The sequence below is a fragment of the Kitasatospora sp. NBC_00374 genome (genome assembly GCF_041434935.1).
Taxonomy (GTDB): domain Bacteria; phylum Actinomycetota; class Actinomycetes; order Streptomycetales; family Streptomycetaceae; genus Kitasatospora.
This window is the reverse complement of record NZ_CP107964.1, coordinates 8,218,640-8,240,445: the sequence shown is the minus strand read 5'-3', so window position 1 is coordinate 8,240,445 and position 21,806 is coordinate 8,218,640. Positions and strand designations below refer to the sequence as shown.

18 protein-coding genes and 1 pseudogene are annotated in these 21,806 nt (G+C 72.4%); 6 read left to right on the top strand and 13 right to left on the bottom strand.

Going from position 1 to position 21,806, the window contains the following annotated elements:
- The first annotated feature begins 83 nt into the window (after positions 1–83).
- On the top strand, positions 84–1,004 hold the full coding sequence (locus OG871_RS36010) for a hypothetical protein (protein ID WP_371502577.1): 921 nt from the start codon (positions 84–86) through the stop codon (positions 1,002–1,004).
- Positions 1,005–1,214: 210 nt separating this feature from the next.
- Here the strand turns inward: OG871_RS36010 and OG871_RS36005 are convergent, their stop codons facing one another.
- Positions 1,215–2,036, bottom strand: a complete 822-nt coding sequence (locus OG871_RS36005; RefSeq protein ID WP_371502576.1) for a Kelch repeat-containing protein — start codon at positions 2,034–2,036, stop codon at positions 1,215–1,217.
- Positions 2,037–3,093: 1,057 nt separating this feature from the next.
- Between OG871_RS36005 and OG871_RS36000 the strand changes: the two genes are divergently transcribed.
- Complete coding sequence (locus tag OG871_RS36000; protein WP_371502575.1) at positions 3,094–4,125, top strand: cutinase family protein; 1,032 nt, start codon at positions 3,094–3,096, stop codon at positions 4,123–4,125.
- Positions 4,126–4,536: 411 nt separating this feature from the next.
- On the opposite strand, the gene OG871_RS35995 is transcribed toward OG871_RS36000, so the two are convergent.
- The 3 genes from OG871_RS35995 to OG871_RS35985 form a co-directional block, all read right to left on the bottom strand.
- A complete protein-coding gene (locus tag OG871_RS35995) occupies positions 4,537–5,442 on the bottom strand; it encodes an ATP-binding protein (RefSeq protein WP_371502574.1) in 906 nt (301 codons plus the stop codon).
- Between the two features lie 116 nt (positions 5,443–5,558).
- Complete coding sequence (locus tag OG871_RS35990; protein ID WP_371502572.1) at positions 5,559–6,233, bottom strand: LuxR C-terminal-related transcriptional regulator; 675 nt, start codon at positions 6,231–6,233, stop codon at positions 5,559–5,561.
- Positions 6,221–7,324, bottom strand: coding sequence for a sensor histidine kinase (locus tag OG871_RS35985; RefSeq protein ID WP_371502570.1), 1,104 nt, complete (start codon positions 7,322–7,324; stop codon positions 6,221–6,223). The genes OG871_RS35990 and OG871_RS35985 overlap by 13 nt, the downstream gene beginning before the upstream one ends.
- Positions 7,325–7,688: 364 nt before the next feature.
- Between OG871_RS35985 and OG871_RS35980 the strand changes: the two genes are divergently transcribed.
- Positions 7,689–7,919: a hypothetical protein gene (locus tag OG871_RS35980; protein WP_371502568.1), complete on the top strand. Its 231-nt coding sequence runs from the start codon at positions 7,689–7,691 to the stop codon at positions 7,917–7,919.
- 231 nt (positions 7,920–8,150) lie between these two features.
- On the opposite strand, the gene OG871_RS35975 is transcribed toward OG871_RS35980, so the two are convergent.
- The 6 genes from OG871_RS35975 to OG871_RS35950 form a co-directional block, all read right to left on the bottom strand.
- A complete protein-coding gene (locus OG871_RS35975) occupies positions 8,151–9,287 on the bottom strand; it encodes a methyltransferase domain-containing protein (protein WP_371502566.1) in 1,137 nt (378 codons plus the stop codon).
- Between the two features lie 366 nt (positions 9,288–9,653).
- Positions 9,654–10,667 (bottom strand): phosphodiester glycosidase family protein, encoded by a 1,014-nt coding sequence (locus tag OG871_RS35970; protein ID WP_371502565.1) that lies wholly within the window; start codon positions 10,665–10,667, stop codon positions 9,654–9,656.
- Positions 10,668–10,829: 162 nt separating this feature from the next.
- Positions 10,830–12,137: an MFS transporter gene (locus tag OG871_RS35965; protein WP_371502564.1), complete on the bottom strand. Its 1,308-nt coding sequence runs from the start codon at positions 12,135–12,137 to the stop codon at positions 10,830–10,832.
- Positions 12,127–12,708, bottom strand: a complete 582-nt coding sequence (locus OG871_RS35960) for a flavoprotein (RefSeq protein ID WP_371502563.1) — start codon at positions 12,706–12,708, stop codon at positions 12,127–12,129. Before OG871_RS35960 ends, OG871_RS35965 begins: the two co-directional genes overlap by 11 nt.
- Entirely contained in the window at positions 12,701–15,352 is a 2,652-nt protein-coding gene (gene lanKC, locus OG871_RS35955) for a class III lanthionine synthetase LanKC (protein ID WP_371502562.1), read from the bottom strand. Before lanKC ends, OG871_RS35960 begins: the two co-directional genes overlap by 8 nt.
- Before the next feature lie 854 nt (positions 15,353–16,206).
- Complete coding sequence (locus tag OG871_RS35950; RefSeq protein ID WP_371502560.1) at positions 16,207–16,635, bottom strand: organic hydroperoxide resistance protein; 429 nt, start codon at positions 16,633–16,635, stop codon at positions 16,207–16,209.
- Between the two features lie 292 nt (positions 16,636–16,927).
- Here OG871_RS35950 and OG871_RS35945 point away from each other — a divergent pair, with 292 nt between their 5' ends.
- Together OG871_RS35945 and OG871_RS35940 are read left to right on the top strand one after the other, a co-directional pair.
- Positions 16,928–17,632 carry an alpha/beta fold hydrolase gene (locus tag OG871_RS35945; RefSeq protein ID WP_371502559.1) on the top strand — a complete coding sequence of 235 codons (705 nt, stop codon included), beginning with the start codon at positions 16,928–16,930 and terminating at the stop codon, positions 17,630–17,632.
- Positions 17,633–17,641: 9 nt separating this feature from the next.
- Positions 17,642–18,328 (top strand): winged helix-turn-helix transcriptional regulator, encoded by a 687-nt coding sequence (locus tag OG871_RS35940; RefSeq protein ID WP_371502558.1) that lies wholly within the window; start codon positions 17,642–17,644, stop codon positions 18,326–18,328.
- Between the two features lie 65 nt (positions 18,329–18,393).
- On the opposite strand, the gene OG871_RS35935 is transcribed toward OG871_RS35940, so the two are convergent.
- The 3 genes and pseudogenes from OG871_RS35935 to OG871_RS35925 all read right to left on the bottom strand — a co-directional run.
- Positions 18,394–18,999 carry a TetR/AcrR family transcriptional regulator gene (locus OG871_RS35935; protein ID WP_371502557.1) on the bottom strand — a complete coding sequence of 202 codons (606 nt, stop codon included), beginning with the start codon at positions 18,997–18,999 and terminating at the stop codon, positions 18,394–18,396.
- A 125-nt stretch (positions 19,000–19,124) separates the two neighbouring features.
- The gene (locus tag OG871_RS35930; RefSeq protein WP_371502555.1) at positions 19,125–19,853 is read right to left on the bottom strand and encodes an NAD(P)H-binding protein; all 729 of its coding nucleotides are present in this window, start codon (positions 19,851–19,853) and stop codon (positions 19,125–19,127) included.
- Positions 19,850–20,145 (bottom strand): annotated as a pseudogene (locus tag OG871_RS35925) (nuclear transport factor 2 family protein); the annotation flags it as partial. The pseudogene OG871_RS35925 and the gene OG871_RS35930, both read right to left, overlap by 4 nt.
- 196 nt (positions 20,146–20,341) lie before the next feature.
- Here OG871_RS35925 and OG871_RS35920 point away from each other — a divergent pair.
- Positions 20,342–21,556 carry a glycosyltransferase gene (locus OG871_RS35920; RefSeq protein WP_371502554.1) on the top strand — a complete coding sequence of 405 codons (1,215 nt, stop codon included), beginning with the start codon at positions 20,342–20,344 and terminating at the stop codon, positions 21,554–21,556.
- Positions 21,557–21,806: the final 250 nt, after the last annotated feature.

Below are 21,806 nucleotides of genomic sequence, written 5' to 3'. Positions count from 1 at the left end.
CAGCTGTGGGCCGGACCGTCGGCGTCGCGGTGAGCCCGTGAATTCGGTTGGCAGACCTGGCACATGCTGAAATCCTCGCCGACATGACGGAATGGGCAACGTACGTGGTCGTCTCGGAGCAGGACGAACACGAGCTGTACGACTCGCGCTTCGGCGCGTTCGGGCTGGACATCGATCTCCTGGCGGGGCCCGATGTCGTGCTCCCGTTCATCCGTGCCCACGACGGAGCCCGGAGCCGCTGGCACGACGACGTCTGGTGTGAGGCGGCGGCCCTGGTGGACCTGCGCCGCCGGGTGCTGCTGTTCTTCGTCACGGCGGGGCCGACCGTGACCACCGGACTGCGCTCCGCGGCTCTGGAGCTGCTGGAACACACCTGGCCCGGCTGGGAGCTGCGGTGGGCCTACGACGGTCCGGCCGAACTGCGCGAGTACCTGGGGCTGGACCCGGCGACGGTCCGTTCACGTGACGGGATTGTGTACCCCGGCCCGCCGGTCTGCCCCGCAGACCCGGAGGCGTCCGAGCCCGACCCCCTCGTCAGCCTCGTCACGGTCGGCGCGGACCGCTGCCATCTGGTCGCCGACCTGGGCCGTAACCCGGTCGCCGAAGGGCCCGCGCTGCTCGACCGCCTGGCAGGTGCCCCCAACCACGGCACCTGCCGGCTCTCTCCCTCGTCCGGCATCCATGTCGATCCGGTGCGCCGCCGGGTGGGATGGTGGCTGAACGGCCGCCAGACGGAGGCCTACGAGATGGCCGCGCGCTGGCCCGGTTGGGAGGTCGAGTTCTGGCAGGACCGATGGGACGAGCACGTCCGCGCTGCGGGCGGCCGCTTCGCCCCGCCGCCGATCGACCGGATCGGAGCCCTCGACAGGCTGCGGGAGGCTGCCCACGAACACTGGCGCAAACGCCGCGACGCGCAGACGGTCGGCCCGGCCCTGGCCGTCGTCGACGCCGCCTGGCGGAAGGCGACGGGCTCCGCCGCCCCGGAGACCGGCCACGGCCAGTAGAGGAACTCGCCACTGTCGGTCGAGCTTCCCCGTTCCGGAGGTACTCGAAGGCCTCCGTGCGTTCCTCCTCCGGCTCGACGAGGTCGTAGTCGTCGCTGGCGCAGCCCGGTTCCAGGATCACAGGTAGTCGTCGACGTATCCGCCGCCGTAGGTGTCGATGTCCTTGGGCCGGGCGGCGGAACGGTGGTGCCGGATCTGCGCGGTGGAGCGTCACGGCGTGTAGGCGTCGACGTTCCGCAGCACACCGAGTTCGGCGTCCGTGGTGCCCTGGTCGCCGCCGACCAGGTAGATCCGGCCGTCGGGGCCGATCGCCGCGGAATGGGTGTTCCTGGGCCGGGGCATCGGCGTCACCGTCGCCCAGTCGTCCGTCGCAGGGCTGTAGACGTATGCCGCGGCGCTGGGTGCCGCGCCGTCGTCCGGGTTGCCGCCGAAGACGAAGATGCGGCCGTCCAGAGCCGTCACTCCTGCGGCCTGGCCGGCTGGGTGCGGGAGGGATGCGGCGCTGCTCCACCGGCCGGTGGCCGGTGTGTAGACCTCGACCGTTCGCAGCGGACCGGCCGCATCGCCGGAGGCGGGAAAGCCGCCGATGACGTAGATCCGGTCATCAGTCCCGGCGGTGACCACCGCGCGTTCGCGCGGTGTCGGCATCGGAGGCGCCGTCTTCCACGTCTTCGTGTCCGCGTCGTAGATCTCCGTCACATCTCCGCCGAAGGCGTAGATGTTCCCCGCCGAGTCGGTCGTAGCGCTGACGTCCGCCAGCGGGATGGGCAGCGGCGCGGCGGTCTCCCAGGTGTCGGTGCCGGGGGTGTACACCTCGACCACGTCGGAGGGGGGGAACTGTTCGTTCGGGCTACCGCCGATGGCGTAGATCCGTCCGTCCCGTCCGGTGACGGCCGCGAGGCCCACCCGTGCGGTCGGCAGCGGAGCCGCCGCGGTCCACGTCCCGGCGGCCGGGTCGTACGCCTCCATGGCGTCGGTGAGGGCGACGTCGGTCGGCGTGGGGTTCTCGCTCGTGGCCGCGAGTCCGCCCATGGCATAGAGAGTGCCGTCACAGCCCGTGGTCGCGCCGAGGAGGTAGCGCTTGGTGGGGGCGGGGGCGACCGAGGTCCACGTGTCGTGCGGGCCGGCGGCGGCCGGGCTCGTGCGCAGACATGCCGGGACATGACTCTGTGACCACGCCGCGACCTGGCCCGAAAGGCCCGGGAGCCCGGCATCGGCACCGCAACTGCCCGCCAGGGACAGCAGGAGCGCCGCGAGGAGGATGCACGATCGACGGAGGGGGTGTCGTCGACTCCTGCCCGTGCCGACCCTGGCAGGAAGGACCGTTGCGCGTACCATCAGCTTCTCCTGACGGGAGTCTGACGTGTCGTCGGGGCCGCGAGCCGTGGGTGAACCGGCGCCGTGGGGAGCGTGGGGCCGCCCGGCAGCGAACCACTCTTCATCGCACCACGGGGTTTCGGGGTCGGCATCCGCTGGGGCCTCCCCGTCCGGCAGGCGCCTTGGTTTGCCGCTGCCCTTCGAACGGCACATGCTGGAGACCTGACGCCATCCCCACGGCGCGTGGGAGACAGGGCGGCGGCCTCGCACCATCGTGCAGGCCATGGGACTTCTACCCTGTCGGGTCCGCTGCGCCCACTCAGCAGGGAATCGGGCTCACCGGAGGTCAGCCATGCGCCTACTCCGCCTGCCCCGCACCAGATCTGCGGGTGCTCCCGGTACGCGTCCGCGGAGCGCCTCGCGATTCGGGCGATGTGTGACGGCTCTCGTGACGGTCGGTGGGCTGGTCATCGCCATCGGGGGCACCAACGAGTTGCCGGCAGTCGGGGCGGCGTCCGGACTCCAGGCCGAGACCCAGCAGCAGGGGGACTGCCGGCCGTACGTCTTCATCGGGATCCGCGGTGTCCGTGTCATCCCCGCGATCGACTCAGGGCCGACGGTCGACTTCCTCGAGAACAAGGTCATCCCCGAACTGCAGGACGCAGTCGGTTCGGAGAACCTCGCCGTTCAGTGGTTGTCCGCCACACCGGCCGGCGCCTACGACCCCCTTCCGTTCGAGCAGGTCTTCTGGTCGTCCGTGACGACGGAGCAGGTGAAGCGGGCCGAGGCAGGTATTCCGGAGCCATTGACCGGTGAGGCCGGGCTGCCACCGGGCCTGCACGCCAACGAGCTGAACGGCGCCAAGGTCGCGGTTGACCACATCAGGACGCAGGCCGCGCTCTGCCCGAACCAGCGGCTCGTCGTCGCGGGCTACTCCGAGGGCGCTTGGGTCCTCGGCGACGCGCTGGCGGACACCGAACTGAGGCCGCTCTACCCTCGCATCGACAAGGTCTTGCTGTTCGGCGACCCCATGTTCGACAGCGACTCGCCGGCCGTGCACGCAGCACCCGGTCAGGGACCTCCTCGGCAGGCCCTCGGCGCCGCAGCCCGAGCGCTCGGACCACGTCAGCCCTCCTACGTGCCCGCCGAGCTGGAGGACCGCTCCCAGTCCTACTGCTGGAGCGGCTCGGGCCAGGTCGACCCCGTCTGCGCCACCTTCGGGGGACGGCCGGGTCAGCGCGCCTCCTCACCGGGCGACCCAGTCACCCCACAGGAGTGGGCCGGTGCGATGCGCGTCTGCGGATCGGGAATCGAGATCATCACCCAACTGGCGGACTGCGGGCATCTGAAGTACGCCGACGGCCTCAGTGGCAGCTTCCACCCCCGGAGGTTCGACATCACCGTCAGCTCGACCACGGCAGGTTGGCGGGATACCGGACTGCACGTCACAAAGGGGCAGACGGTGACGATCAAGCCGGTCGCCGGTTCCTGGACAGTCGACCGCCGGATGTTCGATCGGGTCGGCATCCGGGGATATCCGGCAGACACCGACCACGCCGTCGCCCCGGGATGCAAGATCGCCGACAGCGGAGCGTACGGCCAACTCCTCGCCGCCGTCGGTACCGAGGGCTCCGACGTGGCTGATGTCGCAGGCGTCGAGTTCCCGGCACACGAAGCTGCGGGCGGCACGTACACAGCCGACGCCGACGGAACGCTCTTCGTTCGGATCAACGATCAGGATCGCTGCCTGGGAGACAACGTCGGCCTCGTCACCGTCACCGTGACCGAGGAGGTGGTGACCTGAGTGGCCTGAGCCAGAGGCGGAGTACGGCCGGTTCGCCACCCTGGGCGGCCGGTGGGCTCCACGGCCCGTCGCCTCGCCGGGGTCAGGGGCCCGAGGGCGGCCCTCGCTCACTTTGAGCGGGGCCTGAGCACGTCCTCGACAAGGGTGTCCACCAGACCGCGGGGGATACTCGATCCCGTCAGGGCGCAGTAGACGATCGGGCCGACCAGAGCGTTGAGCGTGGCGCCGGGGCCGACACCGCCCCGGCGCAGGCCGCCCGCCCCCTTCGGGCCCGGCTCGCGGCGCTGACCGTCGGCGTCGGGGCCGTCGCATGCAGGGCTTGAACGGCCCCGTGTGGTCGGCGGTGTCCTGCACCAGGGGGTTCGTTACCTGCCCCACAGCACGTGACCGCCGGCCACGCGAAGCGGCCTGTCACCGTTTCGGTACGGTCAGCGTGAACACGGCGCCGCCCGGCTCGTTCGCGAGGGTCAGCGTGGCGTGGTGCAGCCGCGCATTCTCCCGCGCGATCGCCAGTCCGAGCCCGTTGCCGGTACCGCCCGGGGCGCCATGCCCGGAAGCGCGCGCGGGATCGGCCCGTACGAAGCGATCGAAGACCCGTTCGCGCAGTTCCTCGGGTACGCCGGGCCCGGAGTCGGCGACGCGGACGACAACGACGTGTTCCACCCCGCGGACCGTCACCTCCACCGGTGCGGCGCCGTGACACAGCGCATTGGAGACCAGGTTGGTGACGACGGCATGCATCCGGCGCGGATCGACGTCGGCGCCGGTGTCGCCTTCGGTCCGGACCGCCACCGACTCGGGTGACTCGCTGTGGGCGACGACGTCGGCGACCAGGTCGGCAAGATCGATCGGCTGCAGGACCACGGTGGCCTCGCCCGCGTCCATGCGCGAGATCTCCAGCAGATCCTCGGTCAGCGTGGCCAGCCGCCGGAGCTGAGGGGCGATCAGTGACGCGGCGCCGTCCCTGGTGGCTGGATACTCCAGCGCGGTCGCCGCCGCCAGGAGCGAGGCGGTGGGGGTACGCAGCTCATGACTCACGTCCGCGACGAACTGCCGCCGGCGCGCCTCGTGCCGGGTGAGCTCCTCGATCGTCTCGGCCAGGCGGTCGGCCATCTGGTTGAACGAGGAACTCAGATCGGAGAGTTCGTCTCGGCCGGACACCGGGAGGCGGACTGTCAGGTCTCCGGCGCCGAGTGCGCGTGCGGCCGCGCCGGCCGCGGTGACGGGCCGCTGGACCCGGCCGGCGACGAGCCGGGCGAGCAGGGTGCCGACCACCCCGGCCGGCGCCGCCGCATTGCCATTCGCCGCCGGGAACACGGCCTCGACGCCGAGCGCGCCGCGGTCAAGGGCCACAGGGGTCCACGACCAGGGGGAGGTCCCGGTCCACTCCGGTCACCAGCGCAGCGGACGCCGGGAGCGGGAGGCGTGACCCGTCAGGCTTCGGGGTCGGTGTTCCTCGTCGGGTCGTGCCGGTCGCGGTCCAGTTCCTGTTGCTTCGCCCAGTCGCGGTAGTCGGCTGCGCCGGCGTAGGGAAGTCCCGCGTCGCTGTACTTCCCCCGGATGTTCGTCAGGTGGCTTGCCACCGTGCTGCGGGCGATTCCCAGGCGGCGTCCGACGGTCTCCTGCTTGCTCCCGTCGCCGATCAGCCGCAGCACCTGGCTTTCGGTGGGGGTGAGGCGGGGCCGGTCGGGCCGGTCGTCCTGCGCCAGCCAGAAGGCGTGTTCGGCGGTCGTCGGCAGTTCTCCGCGGTCGAGGGCCTGGATGATGTCGACGAGTCTGTCGAGGTTGCAGGCGCGGCTGGTGAGGTACGCGGACGCGCCGGCCTCGGTGGTCTCGATGATCCATTTCTTCTCCGGGACCACGGTCACGATGATGACCTCGTGTCCCGCCCGGATCAGGGCGCGGACGTTGTCGGCGGGCAGGGTGCCGTCGCCGAGGTTCAGGTCGAGGGTGACGATCCCGGGCGACGGTCGCGCCGTGAGGAACTCGGCGACCGAGGCCGCTGTGACGGATACCCGCACGTTGCTCCTGACCTCGAACCACAGGGCCTTGCCCTCCAGGCCCATCCGGTCGTCGTCGATGGCTCCGATGCTGATCAGCTGTTCCATGTCAGCTCCACGGTGGTTCCTTCTCCGGGCGCGCTGACGACGACGGCCTCGCCGCCGAGAGCTGCGATGCGTTTGATCGAGAGGGTGGTTCCGAGTCCTGGGGGTTGGGCCTCGGTGTCGAATCCGATGCCCTGGTCGATGACGGCCACTCGGACGCCGCCGCCCTCGGTCGCTGCCGCCGTCACGCAGACCTCGTCCGTCTGCGCGTATTTGACGACGTTGTTCAGCGCTTCGCGTGCTCCTTTGGTCAGCGCTTCCACGACGTCCGGCGGCAGGCCCGAGGGGAGGACGTCGATCCTGGACTCCACCCCGCGCCTCATCAGTTCCTGGGCGGGATGGTTGCGGATCATGCGGGCCAGTGATGTGGCGAGCTCGGCCCGGTCGCCGTTCTTGCGGCTGGTGGTCAGTACGCGGAGGTAGTCGGCCTCCCGCTGAGCCAGCCACTGGTTCCTCTCCGCGGAGTACCGGCCGGCTGCGATCGTGTCGAGCGTCAGCTGGACGGAGTCGTGGAACTCCAGGGCCTGTTCGGCGCGCTCCCCCGCGCGGGCGGCCTGGTGCTCGGCGGCCACCGCGCGGGCGGTCGCGCTGTCCGCGGCTTGGGCCGCCTGCAGCAGGAGACGGCCGGTGAGCCCTGCGACGCCCGCGAAGACGGTCATCATGGTGGTGTTGGAGATGAGTTCCTGGCCGTGGGGTGTGCCGAGCGCCGGCCACGCGCCCGCCAGCCAGGAGGCGACGACGACGCCCACCGCGGCGGTGCGGAACCGAGCACCGTAGATGGCCGCGGTGACGGTCACCCCGCACAGTGGCGGGATCACCCAGTTGGTGATCGAGGCCGCGTCGGCGGGCGGGTAACTGCGGCTGACCACCACGGCGTACACGACGGCCAGTGCCACGTCGGCCGCGATCCAGCGCGGCGACAGCGTGCGGCGGCGCATGCCCACGGTGAACATCGCCGCCGCGAAGAGCGCGGCCGCGATGTAGCCGCCCACGATGATGCCGGTGTGGCGGTCCGGAAGGGCCCGCAGCGGGAGCACGGTGAGCCAGAGCAGGAACTGGGCGCCCCTCAGTGCGGCCAGGGCTCGAACGAGCATGCGATGGGTCCGATCTTGTGCGCTCTCTCGCGGAGCGGCTTGCGGATTCATGACTCCACCGTGGCAGGCCGGACCGGCCTGCGACATCCACTCTCCGTCCATCCCCACGCCGGCCATGGCCCTTCGGCCATCGCCTTCTTGACGATTCCTCAGCCATGGTCGGATTCCGTAGCGTTGACGCGGCGGCGCACCGGCCGCACGAGGTGAGCGGATGACCCGGAACGCACGGGTCCGTGCCGCTGCGCCGGTACGAGGAGAGCGGCGACGAACCACCGGGCGGGTCCCTTGAGTCCGCCCCCGCCCGTCCACCGACCGGCCCCCGTTCCGAGGACGAGTCAGCGACGAGAAGGACGGATCACTGCTCATGACCACCACCACCCCGCCCGCGTCCACGCCTCCGGGCCCGAGCCGCACCGTCAAGGTCATGGCGCTCGTCATCGCGATCCTGAGCGGCCTCGTCGCCGCTCTCACCGCCTTCACGCTGGGGCGCCATCTTCAGGCGACCGGCCTTGAGGCGCTCACCTGCGCAGCGGGTTCCTTCCTGGCTGTCGCGGCCTTCGCCATGGCTGTCCAGGAGAAGCTCGGCCTCCTCTGACGGGCGGCCCTGGGCCGGCACCCCGACACGACGGGTGCCGGCCTCGTCCATGCCGTCCGACGGGCGATGGACGCCTTCACGCAGATCACCGGCGCGCGCCACGGGCGGGCTCTCGGCCGGGCCGTCCTCGGCGGCGTTCGCGCTGGTCACCTACGCCGCTTCCGCCGCCGACCTGCAGAGTTTCGCCGACTACGTCGAGCACTGGGTGGTCGGCAGGGTGGTCCGGGGTGGTCAGATCGCCTGGGCGGGATCGTCCAGCCAGGCGTACCAGCCGTCCGGGGTGACGGTGAGCCCGAAGCGGTCGGTGCCGGGCATGCCCGCGTCGCGCCACCAGGCGAGAGTCCGCTCGAACTCCTCCCACAGCCGGCGGCCGCCGTACTGGCGGACCAGGTGTTCGCTCTCCCCCGCGCGGAAGGTCGCCGCGGCCCACGCCGGGACCGTGAGGGAGTACAGCCACAGGGTGCGGCTACCGTCCTCGTGCGGCTGGACGGCGTGCGTCACATCCCGCAGGCACAGGCCCGCGGCCGACGGGAAGGTGTCGAACCTGCCGAGCGGCGGGAGGTCGGTGGTGGTGGTCTGCTCGACGACGCTGCCGCCGTCGGCCGGGCTCCGGGGCCACCGGAGGCGTTGGGAGCGCATCTTCATGAACTCGACGGGCCGCAGGAACGGACCGCTCGCGGTGCCGTCGCCGTGAACGGTGAGGCGGACGAGTGCGTCGGCATTGGAGTAGTGCGTGCCGAACGGGGCGAGGATCAGCCCGCCGGGCCGGGTCTGCCGGATCCAGCTGTACGGGATGTCGCGCAGGCCGAAGGTGGCGATGATCCGGTCGTAGGGGGCGCCGGGTTCGCAGCCGAGCGCGCCGTCGCCCAAGACCACCTCGGGCCGGAATCCGGCGCGTTCCAGTGCGGCGCGGGCCAGGCGGCAGACCGTGGTGTCGATCTCGACGGTGACCACGTTGGCGTCGCCGAGGCGGTGGGTGAGCAGCGCCGCGTTCCAGCCGGTGCCGGTGCCCTGCTCCATGATCCGCATCCCGGCCTCGACCCGGAGGTCGTCCAGCATCGAGGCGACCAGGGAGGGCTGCGAGGCGGAGCTGGTCGGCACCGTGCCGGGGAGGACGCCCTGATGCCGGCCGTCGTCCCACTGGGTGACGACCGGGATGTCCGCGGCGGCCGCGGCGAGCCAGCCGGGCCCGTCCTGGGCGCGGTCGACGGGGCGGCTGGCGCCGGTGGTCATGTCGTGCGCCCACACCAGGTCCGGGAGGAACAGCGACCGCGGGACGGCGGCGAAGGCCGGCGCCCAGTCGTCGGCGACGGGGAAGGACCGCCCCGGCGCGGGGCGGCCCTCCTCCCGCTCAGGTGCGAGCGTCACTTGCGGTGGCCTCCGTCGCCGGGGGGCGGAGAGCCGTCGGGGGACGGCGGGGTGGGCGGCGGGGTCCAGGGCGTCCCGGGGTGCCCGTCGCCACCGCTGCCGTCTCCTCCACCGTGCCCTCCGCCGTTCGCGGTCGTGTCCATCCCGGCACCTCTCCTCTCCGCTGCCATGGCCGCCGCTCCACCGGCTCCCGGCACCAGGGGATGTCCCTGCTCCCGCGTGAGCGACACCCACCACCGTAAGCAGTAACGGGCCGATCACTCAACGTACTTGCCGATTCTGACCGGCTTTCACCCAGGAACCCCGGGCCCTCCCCGGGTCCCCGGTCCTGATCGCCCGGCCTCCGAGCTCGATCGCTCGACCCGACTACGACAGCCGCTGCGTGACCACGCCGAAGAAGCTCCCGACGGCGCGCTGGGTGCCCGCGGTCCCCTGCGTCTCCTTGCCGAATGGGATGTTCATCAGGACCGGACCGCCGTCGACGACGCTGCACGCCATCGCGGTGGAGCCACCGCCGTCGAGATTGAGCCCCGTGGAGGCGCCGGCGATGATCAGCCACTGCGCGATGTCGTAGTAGCCCCCTCCGTAATGCCATGCGGCGTTCTCGCACCCGTCGAGCGTGACCAGGTACAGGTACTGATTGTCGGCGCTCAGGCCGACCGCGGTTCGCCCGGCGATCTCCTCGACGGGACACTGCTCGGGTCTCGCCTGGTTGACTCCGTTGTCGACCAGAAGGATCGGCTGTCCCTCCACCTGCTCCTGAGGGGGCCAGCTATTGCCCGAACTCTGGACCGAAGCGGGCTGCGGGCTGCCCGCGATCGCCGTGTAGGCATTCGACAGATCCGCCGGATTGTCCTGCGTGACGAGCTGGAAGGTCACCGCGTTGCCTTCCGAGATCATCATCGCCATCGCGCCGACGTCGTTCTGGTCTCGCACGTCGGCGCCCTGCATCAACGGCGGCGCCGGCTGGGTGGGATCGCACACGACACTTCCCTTCGAGATGGCGAGCCCCATCAGCGAGAAGTTGCCGTTGGCGACATCGTCGTCGTACCAGGAGAAGTTCGCGTTGATCGCGACCATCACGTCCGTCTCCTTGCTCAGAAATCCGGTGATCGTGTCTCCGCACGTCTGGTACGACCCACCCTTCGGTGTGGTGCAGAAGGAGACGTTCTGGTTCGTCAGGTCGACGCGCAGCACGTTGACGTACTGCTTTCGCGCGACCGGCGCGGTGAGCACCGACGGAACGGCATCGAACGCGAGATCGGCCGTGCCCACCGCGCGATCGACCCCTACGTACCATGGCTGCCAGTCGCTGAAGACGTAGGGCGTCGAGGTCTGTGCCTGCGTCGAGGTGCCTCTGTCGGTGACGGCCTGGTCCATGGAACTCTCCCGTGGTGTGGGCGTTGAGCTGGAACGACATCATGTCGCCCGTCCTGCGCACCGCTGGACTGCCGCGCCGCCGCGGCCGGCCGAGACCACTCGGCGGGCCGCCTGGACGTCAATGAACGCTCTCCGAAGCCCTTCTGACGTTCAGTTGGCAGCTCACGGGGCCGGGGCCCGTGGCGCAAGACCGTCGGGTCCGGCTTCGGCGGCCGGCGGAGGGTGGCGCAGGCCGGGCAGGAAGGTCAGTGCGAGGACAGCGGCGAGGACGACCGTGAGGACGGCCATCGCGCCGCGGGCCGAGAAGCGTTCGTCGAGCCAGCCGGTGGCCACGGTGGCGAACGGGTAGAGCAGGCCTCCGACGACCAGCAGGGAGCTCTGCACCCGGCCCATGAGCGCGTCCGGGACCATCCCCAGGACCCGGGCGTTGGTCCGGATCACGACGGCCGGGCTGACCAGCGCGATCGCCGCCGTGCAGAGGGTCATCACGACGGGTGACGGCCGCAGGGCGGCGGCGCCCGCGACGGCGACGATCATCGCGGTGACCACCCGCAGCAGCCGGGCGTCCGAGATCCGGGGGAAGCGGGGGGCCAGCAGCGCGCCGGCCAGGCCGGCCAGGGCGGTCACGGCCAACGCCAGCCCCAGCGACTGCGGGCGGTCGCGGCCGGCGACGAGGACGAGCACGAAGGCGATGCCGGCGGTGGCGAAGTTCACCAGGGCCGACCAGGCCATCAGGGCCCGCAGGTAACGGGAGCCGAGCACGTACCGCAGGCCGTCGGCGACGGCCGTCCGCAGCCGTGTCCCGGCCGCCCCGCCGACACCACCGCCCAGCGAGCGGCGGACCGTCAGCAGCAGCCCCAGCGACACCAGGTAGGACAGCGCGTCGAGCAGGAACGGCGCGGCCGGCTGGAACCGGTACAGGGCCGCGCCGAGCAGCGGTCCGAGGAACTGCACGACGTACGCCTGGCCCTGGCCGACGGCGACGGCCGAGTCCAGCTCCCGGCGCGGCACCAGCCGGGGAAGGGCGGCCGAGCCCGCCGGTATCGCGACCGCGGTCAGCAACCCCTCCGCCGTGGCGAGTGCGCAGGCGAGCAGGACCGGGCCGCGGCCGCCGTCGAGCACCATCAGGCCCAGTACCCCGACGGCGACCGCCCGGCCCGCGTCGGCGGCGATCAGGATGGTCCGGCGGTGCCGGCGGTCCGCGAGGGCGCCCGCCGGCAGCTGGCTCGCGAACACCGCGAGGAGCCGCACGGTGGCGACCAGGCCGGCGACGGACGGTGAACCGGTTCGGTCGAGGATCCACAACGGCATCGCCAGCGCGGTGAGTTGCGAGCCCAGGCTGGACAGGCCCGCGCCGAGCCACAGCCGCCGGAAGTCCCGGTGCCGCAGTGGCCCGGCGCGGTGCGGGCGGCGCCGGACAGGGGCGCCGGCCGCGGCCGCCCGGTGCCGTTTGATGAGGTCAACCGCCATCGGGCCGCCCCCCGGTCCGCTCCCCCGGCTCGTCGAGTGTCCGCCACCAGGACTCGACCGCCAGCGCCGCCCGGTCCGGCGGCAGCAGCCCGCGGCCGTCGACCACCCGCGCGCTCCACAGCTCGTACACCTCACCGGGCTGCGGATCGACGACGACGTGCCCCTCGGCGCGCAGCGCGGCGACGTGACGCCGGGTGGCGGGCTTGTCCCACATCACGGCGTTCATGCTCGGGAAGTACAGCACCGGCCGCGGGTGGGCCAGCAGGGCGGTCTGCGCGGGCGAACCGGCCAGCCCGAGGGCGGCGCAGGCCAGCATGTTCGCCGTGGCGGGCAGGACGGCGAGGCCGCGTGAGCGCAGCGCGAGCTCGGTGGGGTTGAGCCGGTCGCCCGGGCCGTAGGTCTCCTCGGCGTGCCAGGAGAGCGCCTCGGTGCGCAGGAACCGCTCCGCGCTGTGGGTGAGCAGCAGTCGCAGCGGTGCCTGGACGCGCTGGCGCAGCCGGACCAGGTAACCGGGCAGGTCGAGCGCGGCGCTCGCCCCGCAGACGATGACGGACAGCGCGTCGTCACGCATCGCGGCCGCCCGCGGGGGTCGGCACGCTCCCGGACCTCGGCGCGCTCGCGGGCGCCGGCACACCGCCGGGGGCCGGCCCGGTCGTGGCGGGCAGCAGCTCGTCCAGGGTGTAGTTGAAGTCCGCCGAGCCCCGGTGCAGCCGGTCGAGGACGAGCGCGATGCCCGCGCTTCCGGTCGCGAAGTCGGTGCTGTAGCGCAGCAGGCTCTCGCCCGGGAAGGCCAGGCCCTCCGGCCGGTGGCCGGCCAGGGAGAGGATCGCCCGGGCGCCGCGCAGGGCCGGCTCCCGGAGCTCGGGCCGGTCGAGCAACTGGGCGCAGTCGAGCGCGAGGTTGGTCGGGCCGGCCATGCCGCGGTACAGGCCGGTGGTGATGGTGACTCCGCCGACTCCGCGGCGCAGGATCCCGTCGAGTGCCCGGTGCAGCGGCGCGTCGTCCGGCAGCAGCCGGCAGTAGCGGGCCAGGGCGGTGCCGACGCCCGCGGAGCCGCGCAGCCAGTACGGGGAGTACACCTCGCTGCCGACCCGGCCGGGCACGGAGAACATCCCGTCGTCCTGGACGACGCCCTGTGCGAGGTCGTGCTCCAGGGCCCGCCGGCCGATGCGCAGGTACGCCTCGTCGCCGGTGGCGCGGGACAGGTACAGCAGGAACGCGGCGATGCCCGAGGAACCGTGGGCGTAGCCGACCTGCGGCGCCCGGCCCGTGGCGTCCGGCCAGAAGAGGCCCTGGCCGGTGTCCCGGGCGTCGGCGATCAGCTCGTCGCCGATCCGGGCGGCCTCATGGAGGTAGCGTCCTTCCCGGGTTCGCCGCCAGACGGCCAGGCAGGCCAGGCCGAGCCCGGCCGCGCCGGTGGCGAGGTCGGCGGGCAGCGCGGTGGTCGTGCGCAGCGCGCGGTTCAGGACGGCGGCGCCCCAGTCGCTCTCGCCCGCGTCGCACAGCGTCCAGCCAACGCCGGCCAGCCCGAAGCAGAGGCCGGGCGGGAGGCGGTCGAGTGCCGGTTCGGCCCGGTTCATCCAGTCCCGGATCGGCTCCGGGAAGTGTCCGGTGACGCCGTGCACGGCCCGCAGGACGCCGGCCGCGCCGTGGGCCACCGACCACGGGTTGGTGCGGAAGACGGCGGGGTCGGCCGGGAAGGGCCGGTCGTCGCGTTCCGGCGTCATGACCGCCTCGATGAACGCCACGGCGCGGGCCACGGCGGCCGGCAGGTCGAGACGGTCCTCGGGGGACTCGTCGAGGGGCAGTCCGAGCGTGCGGAACAGCCCGTCCACCGGCCGTCGCAGCAGTCCGGCGACGTGCCGCGTGGAGCGGGCCAGCGCCGGGGGGTCGAGCGCGAGCAGGGTGTTGCGGGGCAGGAGCATCGCCAGTTCGACCGCCGCCAGGGCGTACTCGTCGAACGCCCGGCCGTCGAACGTCCCGCCCGGCTCGGCGGGCGCGAAGCCGGGTGTCCGCGGGTACTGGTCCTGACGGGCGTTCAGCGGCCGCACCGACTCGAAGTCGATCAGCCGCACCCGCAGCGTCCGCGGATCGACCAGGACGTTGGTCAGCGACACGTCGCCGTGGACGAGGTCGCGCGCGTGACAGGCGGCGAGGGCGGCACGCAAGCCGTCCACCACCGTGTCGACGACCTCGGTGTACTCGGCCGCCGTCCGCGCGCTCAGGGCGTTGGCGGCGACCGGGTTGCGCAGGCCGATGAAGCTGATGAGCGGCTGCCCGTCGACGAACTCCTCGGCGAGGAAGAGGTGCTCCCACTCCTCGAACAGCTCCAGCGGCTCCGGTGCCGCCCCGGTGCCGCGCAGCCGCTTCAGGGCGTCGAACTCGCGCCGCAGCCGCACCTGGGCGTCGGAGCCGTCCTCGGCGTGCGCGGTGTGCGGGCGGGCCTCCTTCAGCACGACCTGACGGCCGTCCGAGACCCGCCGCGCGAGGTAGACCCCGCCCGCCCCGCCATAGTGCAGCGCCCGAACGACCTGGTACCCGTGCAGCACGTGCGAGCCGGCGGCGGCCGGCTGCTCCTCGTCGAACAGCTCCGGGACCCATGGCGGCCGCCGGTACACGGGCACCCGTTCGTCGGTCCACTGCCGGCCGTCCGGCCCGTGCAGAACGGGCAGCGGCGTCCCGTCGGCAGCCACCGCCCCGGACGGGGTGAACTCGCCGTACCGGTAGTACAGGCAGCCGGAGTCGCCGTAGCGTCGGTCGGTCAGCACGTACGGTCCCCGGACATGTGCGAGCGGGCCGGTCAGGCGGGCCAGAAGCTCACGGCACTGCCGGGCGGAGTGCGTGTAGATGACGACGACCTTGCCGATCTGCCCGGGCGGCCACCACCGCGCCGCCCCCAGACGGACCAGCCGGGTGGAGCGAAGGCACTTGAAATGGAACGGAGTTCGGCGGAACTCGGCCGCCACGGCCCGCAGTGCCGCCGGCGCGTCCTCGGGGACCGCCGAGACGTGGATCTTCCAGCCGTGTGCGGGCAGCGCGGGCGCGGCCACCGGCCGGCACCCGGCCCACACCCCGGAGGCGGTGACCTCCCCCTCGGCACCGACGAGTTCGGAGAGCTCGTGCTGGAGGTCCGCGTCGAACGAGGCCCGTCCCAGGGTCTCGAAGAACAGGGGATCGGCGACGGAGTAGGCCTGGTACTCGTCAATTCTGCGCATGACGCGTTCCTCGCTGACGGCGGAACAGGAATCGGGAGCGGACCCCGGCCGGCCGCACCGGGCCGGCTCGGGACCGCGAGGCGGTCAGCAGGCGTTGCTGACCCCGCTGGAGAGGGAGCACACATAGGCGGCGGGCCCGAACAGACCCCGCTCGGTGTCGTCCTCGTCGAGCGTGAGGTCGATCAGGGAGAGCACATTCAGCATCCGGGAGTTCACCTCCTCTTCGGTCCGGAGGCAGCCACGGCCCCGCGGGGAGCCCGGGCCGGCCGCAGCGGACCGGCCCGGGCCACGGCGGTCAGCAGGCGTTGCTGACGCCGCTGGAGATCGAGCACGAGATACCGACGGGGCCGAACAGGCCCCGCTCGGCGTCGTCCTCGTCGAGCGCGAGGTCGATCAGGGAGAGCACATTCTGCATCTGAGAGTTCACCTCCTTCACACCGCGATCACACCGGCCGCGGCCCGACCGGGCGACCGGGCCTTGCCTCACTGTGGCCCGCCCGCTGTCCCGACCGGCTGAGGTACCGGTCCCGCTTCGGTCCCGTGCGGGGCCCTGGCCGGGCCGGCCCGGCTGCGGAGCGCGCGCTGCTGCACCTGCTCGGGGGCGCGCGCCGACGGGATCCTCGCAATCAACTCCATTGCCAGTCACGGCTGCTGACGGTGCGGCGCGTCCGGTCGGCGCCGGGGAGCCGGACGCGTGACGGTCACGAGCAGTGCACATACCGGGGGTCGATCCTCCGGGACGGACGCGGCGGCCGCGGGCTCTCGTCGGGTGCGGCGGCGGCAGCACCGGCGGGCCCGGCCGACGTGACGTCGGTGGCGACGCCCGCTCCCCCGTCGAGGGGAGCGGGCCGGTGTCACAGCCGGCTGCCGTTGACCACCAGCGCCACCTCGATGTTGTCACGCGTGGCGTTGGAGTACGGACAGACCTGGTGGGCCGTCCCGACCAGTTCGACCGCCTGCTCGTCGGTGACCGAGGGCAGTGAGATCCGCAGCTCGACGCCGAGTTGGAAGCGCCCGCCGTCGACCGGGATCAGCGACACGGACGAGTCGATCTCCGCGTCGTCCGCGGTGAGCTTGCCGCGCTGCCCGACGAGGGCGAGCGTCGCACCGAAACAGGCGGCGTAACCGATGGCGAACAGCTGCTCCGGGTTCGCGCCCTCACCGTCCCCGCCCAGCTCCCTGGGCTGCCGCAGGTCCAGATCCAGCCGTCCGTCGTCCGTGCGCCCGTGGCCGCTCCGGCCTCCGGCGACGTGCGCCTGTGCCGTGTACAGCGCCTTGGTCATCCCGAACTCCCTTCCCGTCATTGCTACCTGAGTGGTCGCCAACTGGCTACCGGAGTGTGAATCTGACACTTCAAAAACAAGAAGTCAATGGCGTACGATCGGGGTCCTCACACCGACTGGGAGGGCCGATGGCGAGGCTGGAGACCGGCTACCCGCTGCCGACGCGGGAGCAGACCGTTCCGGATGAGCACGACCCTGGGCGGCCCCTCGCCCAGGCACGACGGGAGGAGCAGCCGGCCCCGTTCCGGGCCGGCGACAGCCCTGTGACCGGACCGCGCGCGGAGGATCACCGATGACCACCTTCGTCCTCGTCCACGGCGCCTGGCACGGCCCCTGGGCCTGGGCCTGGGACAGGATCGTCCCGCTGCTGCACGCCGCCGGCGCACGCACGCTCACCCCCGACCTCGGCGCACCCGGGGACCACGGCCTCCACGACCACGCCGAGGCGGTCATCGCCACCCTCGACACCCTCCAGGCGGAGGACGGACTCGTGCTGGTCGGGCACAGCTACGCGGGCCTGGTCGTACGGGAGGCCGCCGACGCACGGCCCGGAGCCGTCGACCACGTCGTCCTCGTGGACGGATGGGCGGGACCGGACGGCGCCAGCATGTTCAGCCTGGCACCCGACACCTTCGTCGACGCCGCCCGTACGGCGGCCGAGACGCTCGGGGACGGTTGGCGGATCCCGGCCCCGCCCCCAGCGGCGTTCGGCATCGTCGACACCGACATCGCGGCCTGGCTGGCCGCCCGCCTGCTCCCCCAGCCGCTGCGCACGTTCACCGAGCCCACCCGCCTCAGCGGGGCCGTCGACCGGATTCCCGGAACCGCCGTCTACTGCACGCCGCAGACCTATCCGTTCGACCGGTTCGGCGAGGCCGTCGGATACCGGACGCACGAATTGGGCGGCCCGCACGACGTGATGCTGACCGATCCGGAGCCGCTCAGCCGGATACTCCTCGACGCATCGTCGATCAGGAACAGGAAGCGCGAAGTCTAGAATGACGAAGTGGAACAGCGAACGTACAACCAGTACTGCGCAACCGCGCGCACCCTCGACCTCGTCGGCGAGCGCTGGACGCTGCTGCTGATCCGCGAACTTCTGACCGGCCCCAAGCGGTTCGGCGACCTGCAGGCCAGCCTGCGCGGCCTCGGCACCGGACTGCTGGCCGCCCGCCTGAAGCACCTGGAACGCGAGGGGCTGGCCCACAGGATCACCCTCCCCCCGCCTGCCCGGACCTCCGCATACGCCCTCACCGAGGCAGGCGAGGAACTCGGACCGGCGATCCTGGAGCTGGCCCGGTGGGGCCTGAGGTGGGCGATGGGCGAACGGCGCCAGAGCGAGACGTTCCATCCGGGCTGGGCCGTACTCGGGCTACGAGCCTGCTTCGACACCGGGGCCGCCGACGGACTCCATGCGGTGTACGAGTTCCGTGTCGACGACGAACCGTTCCACGCCCGCATCGATGACGGGGCGATCGAGGCACTGCACGGACCGGCCCAGCACCCGGACGCGACCATCACGATCGGCCGGGAGGCATTCCTCCGCCTGACCGGGCAGAGCCTCACGATCGCGGAGGCGATCGAGACCGGCGCCGCGTCGGCATCCGGAGACGAAGAGGCCCTCCGCAGGCTGAAGGGCCTGTTCCGCCTGCCACCCCCGCGTGCCCGCACGGCGGACCGGCCGCCGTCCTGACCTGGAGCTCCGTGCACGTCGACGACCTCGCGGCCGCCGCCGCCCGTAGCTGACGAGCGGTCTGCTCACGCCTCGTTGCGCGTGCCGGCCGGATCGGAGCGGCTGCCGAGGACGTTGTCGAGGTAGGCCGCGAGCGCGGCCCGCAGCGCTTCGGGCGTCATCCGCTGATCGTCGATCAGGTGGGCCACCAGGTCGGCGCGGATGGCGGCCAGCAGTGCATGGGCGGTGAAATCCGCGCCGGGGACCCCAGGCACCTGTTCCAGCGCCGCACGGAGGATCTCGTGCCACCAGGCGTAGTGCTCGGCCCGGTACGGACTGCTGAGCCCGGCCTCCTCCGCGGCCGACATCAGGTGCCGGTTCTCGATCTTGAAGCGCAGCGAGGCGTCGAGGAGGTCCAGCACCCGTTGCCGCGGCGAGGACCCGACGGCGTCCTGCGCCTCCCGCACGGCCTGCTGCAGGGGTTCCAGGCGGGAGGCGATCACGGCGCCGATCAGACCGGCGCGGTCACCGAAGCGGCGGAACAGCGTGCCCTTGCCGACACCCGCGGCCACGGCGATGTCGTCCATCGACACGCCGTGGGGGCTGCTGCTGGCGGCAAACAGGGCGTCAGCAGCGGCCAGGACGGCCTCTCGGTTGCGCAGCGCGTCCGCGCGCTCGGTCCGCTGGGCCACGGCCCTCCTCCGTCTTGGGGCTGTCCGTCCTGGGGCTGTCCGGGGTCCCCGGAACGCGTCATGGTATCCGGTGGGATCGTGCGAGTGGCGGCGCGCGCCCCGGGGAGGTGGCTTCGCCTCGGACCTCAGCGGCCGCCGGGCACCTCTCGTTCGAGGAAGGCGCGCAGCGTGCCCGGGAGGCGGCCGGTGAGGCGCTGGACGGTGTCCGTGGTGCGGTCCTCGGTACCGTCGGCGATTGGTGCATCGGAAGCTGACCTTCGAGCAACTGCGCGACCGCTGGGCGGCGGAGATACCGGTGGAGTTCGCCACGATGCTGGCCGGCCTGGAACGGCGACGGCGGCGATGTCCTGGGCGTCGATGAATCCGACCCGGCCCTGTCCCGTGGCGGTCCAGATGGCGCCGTCCTCGCGGATGCTGCGTGCGTGGGGAGTGGAGCCGGTGAAGTTCTGCATGAACCAGGAGGGCCGCAGCACCGCCCACTGCTCGAACAGACCGGGCAGTGCCTGGTGGACCCGGCCCACCGCCGGACCGCCGGCGGGGATCGCGGACGAGCTGAGCAGCACCGCCCGGTGCACGCCGGCCGCGCGGGCCTGGTCGAGGAAGGGCAGCATGGCCGCGGCCGGGTCCGAGGAGCCGATCGGCGGGACGAGGTAGAGCCGGTCGACGCCGTCGAGGGCCTCACCCCAGGTCGCGGGCTCGTCCCAGTCGAAGCGGACGGCCTGTGCGCCCTCCACCGGGGTGGCACTTCGGCCGGCGGCCTTGACGCGGTGGCCCTCGGCGATCAGCCCGGCGACGACCCGGCTGCCGGTGGTGCCGGTGGCCCCGATCACCAGCGTGGCGCTGAGGGTGTTCATCGGTTCGCTCCTGCGAAGTCGGCGCCGGGCTGCTCGACGGCGAGCGGGTTCCAGTAGTCGCGGTAGGACGTGATGAGCCCGCCCTCGACCGTGACCACGGCGATGTACGTCATGTCGAAGGGGCTGCCCGTCTTCACCAGGCGCCCGACCACGCGCATCTCGACCACGTCGTCTCGGGGACGGTGGTCCGGTGGATCGTCACGTCGGGGAAGTCGTGCACGTCGACGTGGTCGGGGTAGTGGCGCATGTAGTCGGCAACGGCGGCCCTGCCCTCCAGTCGCTTGGGCCGGCCCCCGCGCAGGGGAGATCCTCCCGGGCCGACGCCACCGCCGTACGCGGTGCGCGGTACGTCCGTGTCCTCGCAAGAAAGGGCTGCCCACTCCCTTCCATGATCAACATATAGCGCACCGGGGGCCTTGCGGCAAGACCCGGGTCGTGCCGCAGAATCGTCGACCTGAGCCGAGATCACGAAAACGGGGAGTCAAGGAATGCGCGTGTTGTTCTCGACGTACGGGTCGCGCGGGAGCGTCGAGCCGATAGCGGGACTCGCGGTGCGGTTGCGGGAACTCGGCGCGCAGGTGCGGGTGTGCGCGCCGCCGGACGAGGAGTTCGCGTCGCGGCTGGCCGGACTCGGCGTGCCGCTGGTACCGACCGGCCGGCCGGTGCGCCCACTGGTGACCACCGTCACCCCGGGGTCGGCGGAGGGGCTGGCACAGCGTGTGGCCGAGTTGATGGCCGCCCAGTTCGACACGGTCGCCGCGGCGGCCGAGGGGTGTGATGTGCTGGTGGCGGCCGGGCCGTTGCCGGTCACCGCCGGCTCGCGGTCGGTGGCCGAGAAGCTGGGCATCCGCTACGTGCACGTGAGCCACCAGCCGGTCCTCCTGCCTTCGCCGTACCGCCGACCGCCCGCACGGCGGGGCCGGCCGTTGCCACCGGACGCGACCGACAACCGGGCACTGTGGGACCTGGACGCGCAGATCGCGAACACGATGTTCGGCGAGGTCCTCAACACGAACCGGGCGTCGATCGGCCTGCCGGCGGTGGACAACGTCCGCGACTACGCCTTCACCGACCGGCCGTGGCTGGCCACGGACCCCGTCCTGTCCCCGTGGCAGCCCACCGACCTCGACGTGGTGCAGACCGGCGCGTGGATCCAGACCGACGAACGCCCGCTCCCGGACGATCTGGTGGCGTTCCTGGACGCCGGCGCCCCACCGGTGTACGTGGGCTTCGGCAGTACGCCGGTGAGCGCCCCGCAGGACCTCGTCCGGGCAGCCGTCGAGGCGATCCGCGCACAGGGCCGCCGCGCGGTCCTCTCCCCCGGCTGGGCCGAGCTGGCCCCGATCGACGACCGCGACGACTGCTTCACCGTCGGCGAGGTCAACCACCAGGCACTGTTCCGCCGGACGGCCGCCGTCGTGCACCACGGCAGCGCGGGCACCACGACGACAGCCGCCCGGGCCGGTGCACCTCAGGTGGTGGTACCCCACGCAGGAGACCACCCGTACTGGGCAGGCCGGGTGGCCGATCTGGGCATCGGCGCCGCACACGACAACCCCGCCGCCACCTTCGAGTCCCTGTCGACCGCGCTCAGGACAGCCCTGACCCCCGAGACCCGCGCACGCGCAGCCGCCGTGGCCGACACGATCCGCACCGACGGGACGACGGTGGCCGCGAAACTGCTTCTCGACGACGCCGGTTGAGAGGATCCGCACCGGCAAGCCCCGAAGAGACCGGAATCCGGCCAGCCTGTCAGGGGTTCGTATCGCTCCCCCGGCCCTGGCCGGAACTCCGGACAGCGGCGGTGAGGTCGGCGCCCCCTGGCAGCAGCCGTGAACGGATCCCGCTCGACCCCTTGCGGCTGCCTGCCGGCCGTGTTGCCGGGCGCCCGCGCTCTCCGAACACCGTGGCCTGAGTCCTTGTCAGGCGACAGCGGAAGCACCGGCGGCGCCG

Excerpts from the sequence above, each read along its gene's own strand:
- OG871_RS35980 (WP_371502568.1), top strand. The coding sequence starts at position 7,689 with ATGACCACCACCACCCCGCCCGCGTCCACGCCTCCGGGCCCGAGCCGC.
- OG871_RS35930 (WP_371502555.1), bottom strand. The coding sequence starts at position 19,853 with ATGAACACCCTCAGCGCCACGCTGGTGATCGGGGCCACCGGCACCACC.
- OG871_RS35945 (WP_371502559.1), top strand. The coding sequence starts at position 16,928 with ATGACCACCTTCGTCCTCGTCCACGGCGCCTGGCACGGCCCCTGGGCC.
- OG871_RS35990 (WP_371502572.1), bottom strand. The coding sequence starts at position 6,233 with ATGGAACAGCTGATCAGCATCGGAGCCATCGACGACGACCGGATGGGC.
- OG871_RS35920 (WP_371502554.1), top strand. The coding sequence starts at position 20,342 with ATGCGCGTGTTGTTCTCGACGTACGGGTCGCGCGGGAGCGTCGAGCCG.
- lanKC (WP_371502562.1), bottom strand. The coding sequence starts at position 15,352 with ATGCGCAGAATTGACGAGTACCAGGCCTACTCCGTCGCCGATCCCCTG.
- OG871_RS35950 (WP_371502560.1), bottom strand. The coding sequence starts at position 16,635 with ATGACCAAGGCGCTGTACACGGCACAGGCGCACGTCGCCGGAGGCCGG.
- OG871_RS36010 (WP_371502577.1), top strand. The coding sequence starts at position 84 with ATGACGGAATGGGCAACGTACGTGGTCGTCTCGGAGCAGGACGAACAC.
- OG871_RS35970 (WP_371502565.1), bottom strand. The coding sequence starts at position 10,667 with ATGGACCAGGCCGTCACCGACAGAGGCACCTCGACGCAGGCACAGACC.
- OG871_RS35960 (WP_371502563.1), bottom strand. The coding sequence starts at position 12,708 with ATGCGTGACGACGCGCTGTCCGTCATCGTCTGCGGGGCGAGCGCCGCG.
- OG871_RS35965 (WP_371502564.1), bottom strand. The coding sequence starts at position 12,137 with ATGGCGGTTGACCTCATCAAACGGCACCGGGCGGCCGCGGCCGGCGCC.
- OG871_RS35985 (WP_371502570.1), bottom strand. The coding sequence starts at position 7,324 with ATGCTCGTTCGAGCCCTGGCCGCACTGAGGGGCGCCCAGTTCCTGCTC.
- OG871_RS36005 (WP_371502576.1), bottom strand. The coding sequence starts at position 2,036 with ATGGGCGGACTCGCGGCCACGAGCGAGAACCCCACGCCGACCGACGTC.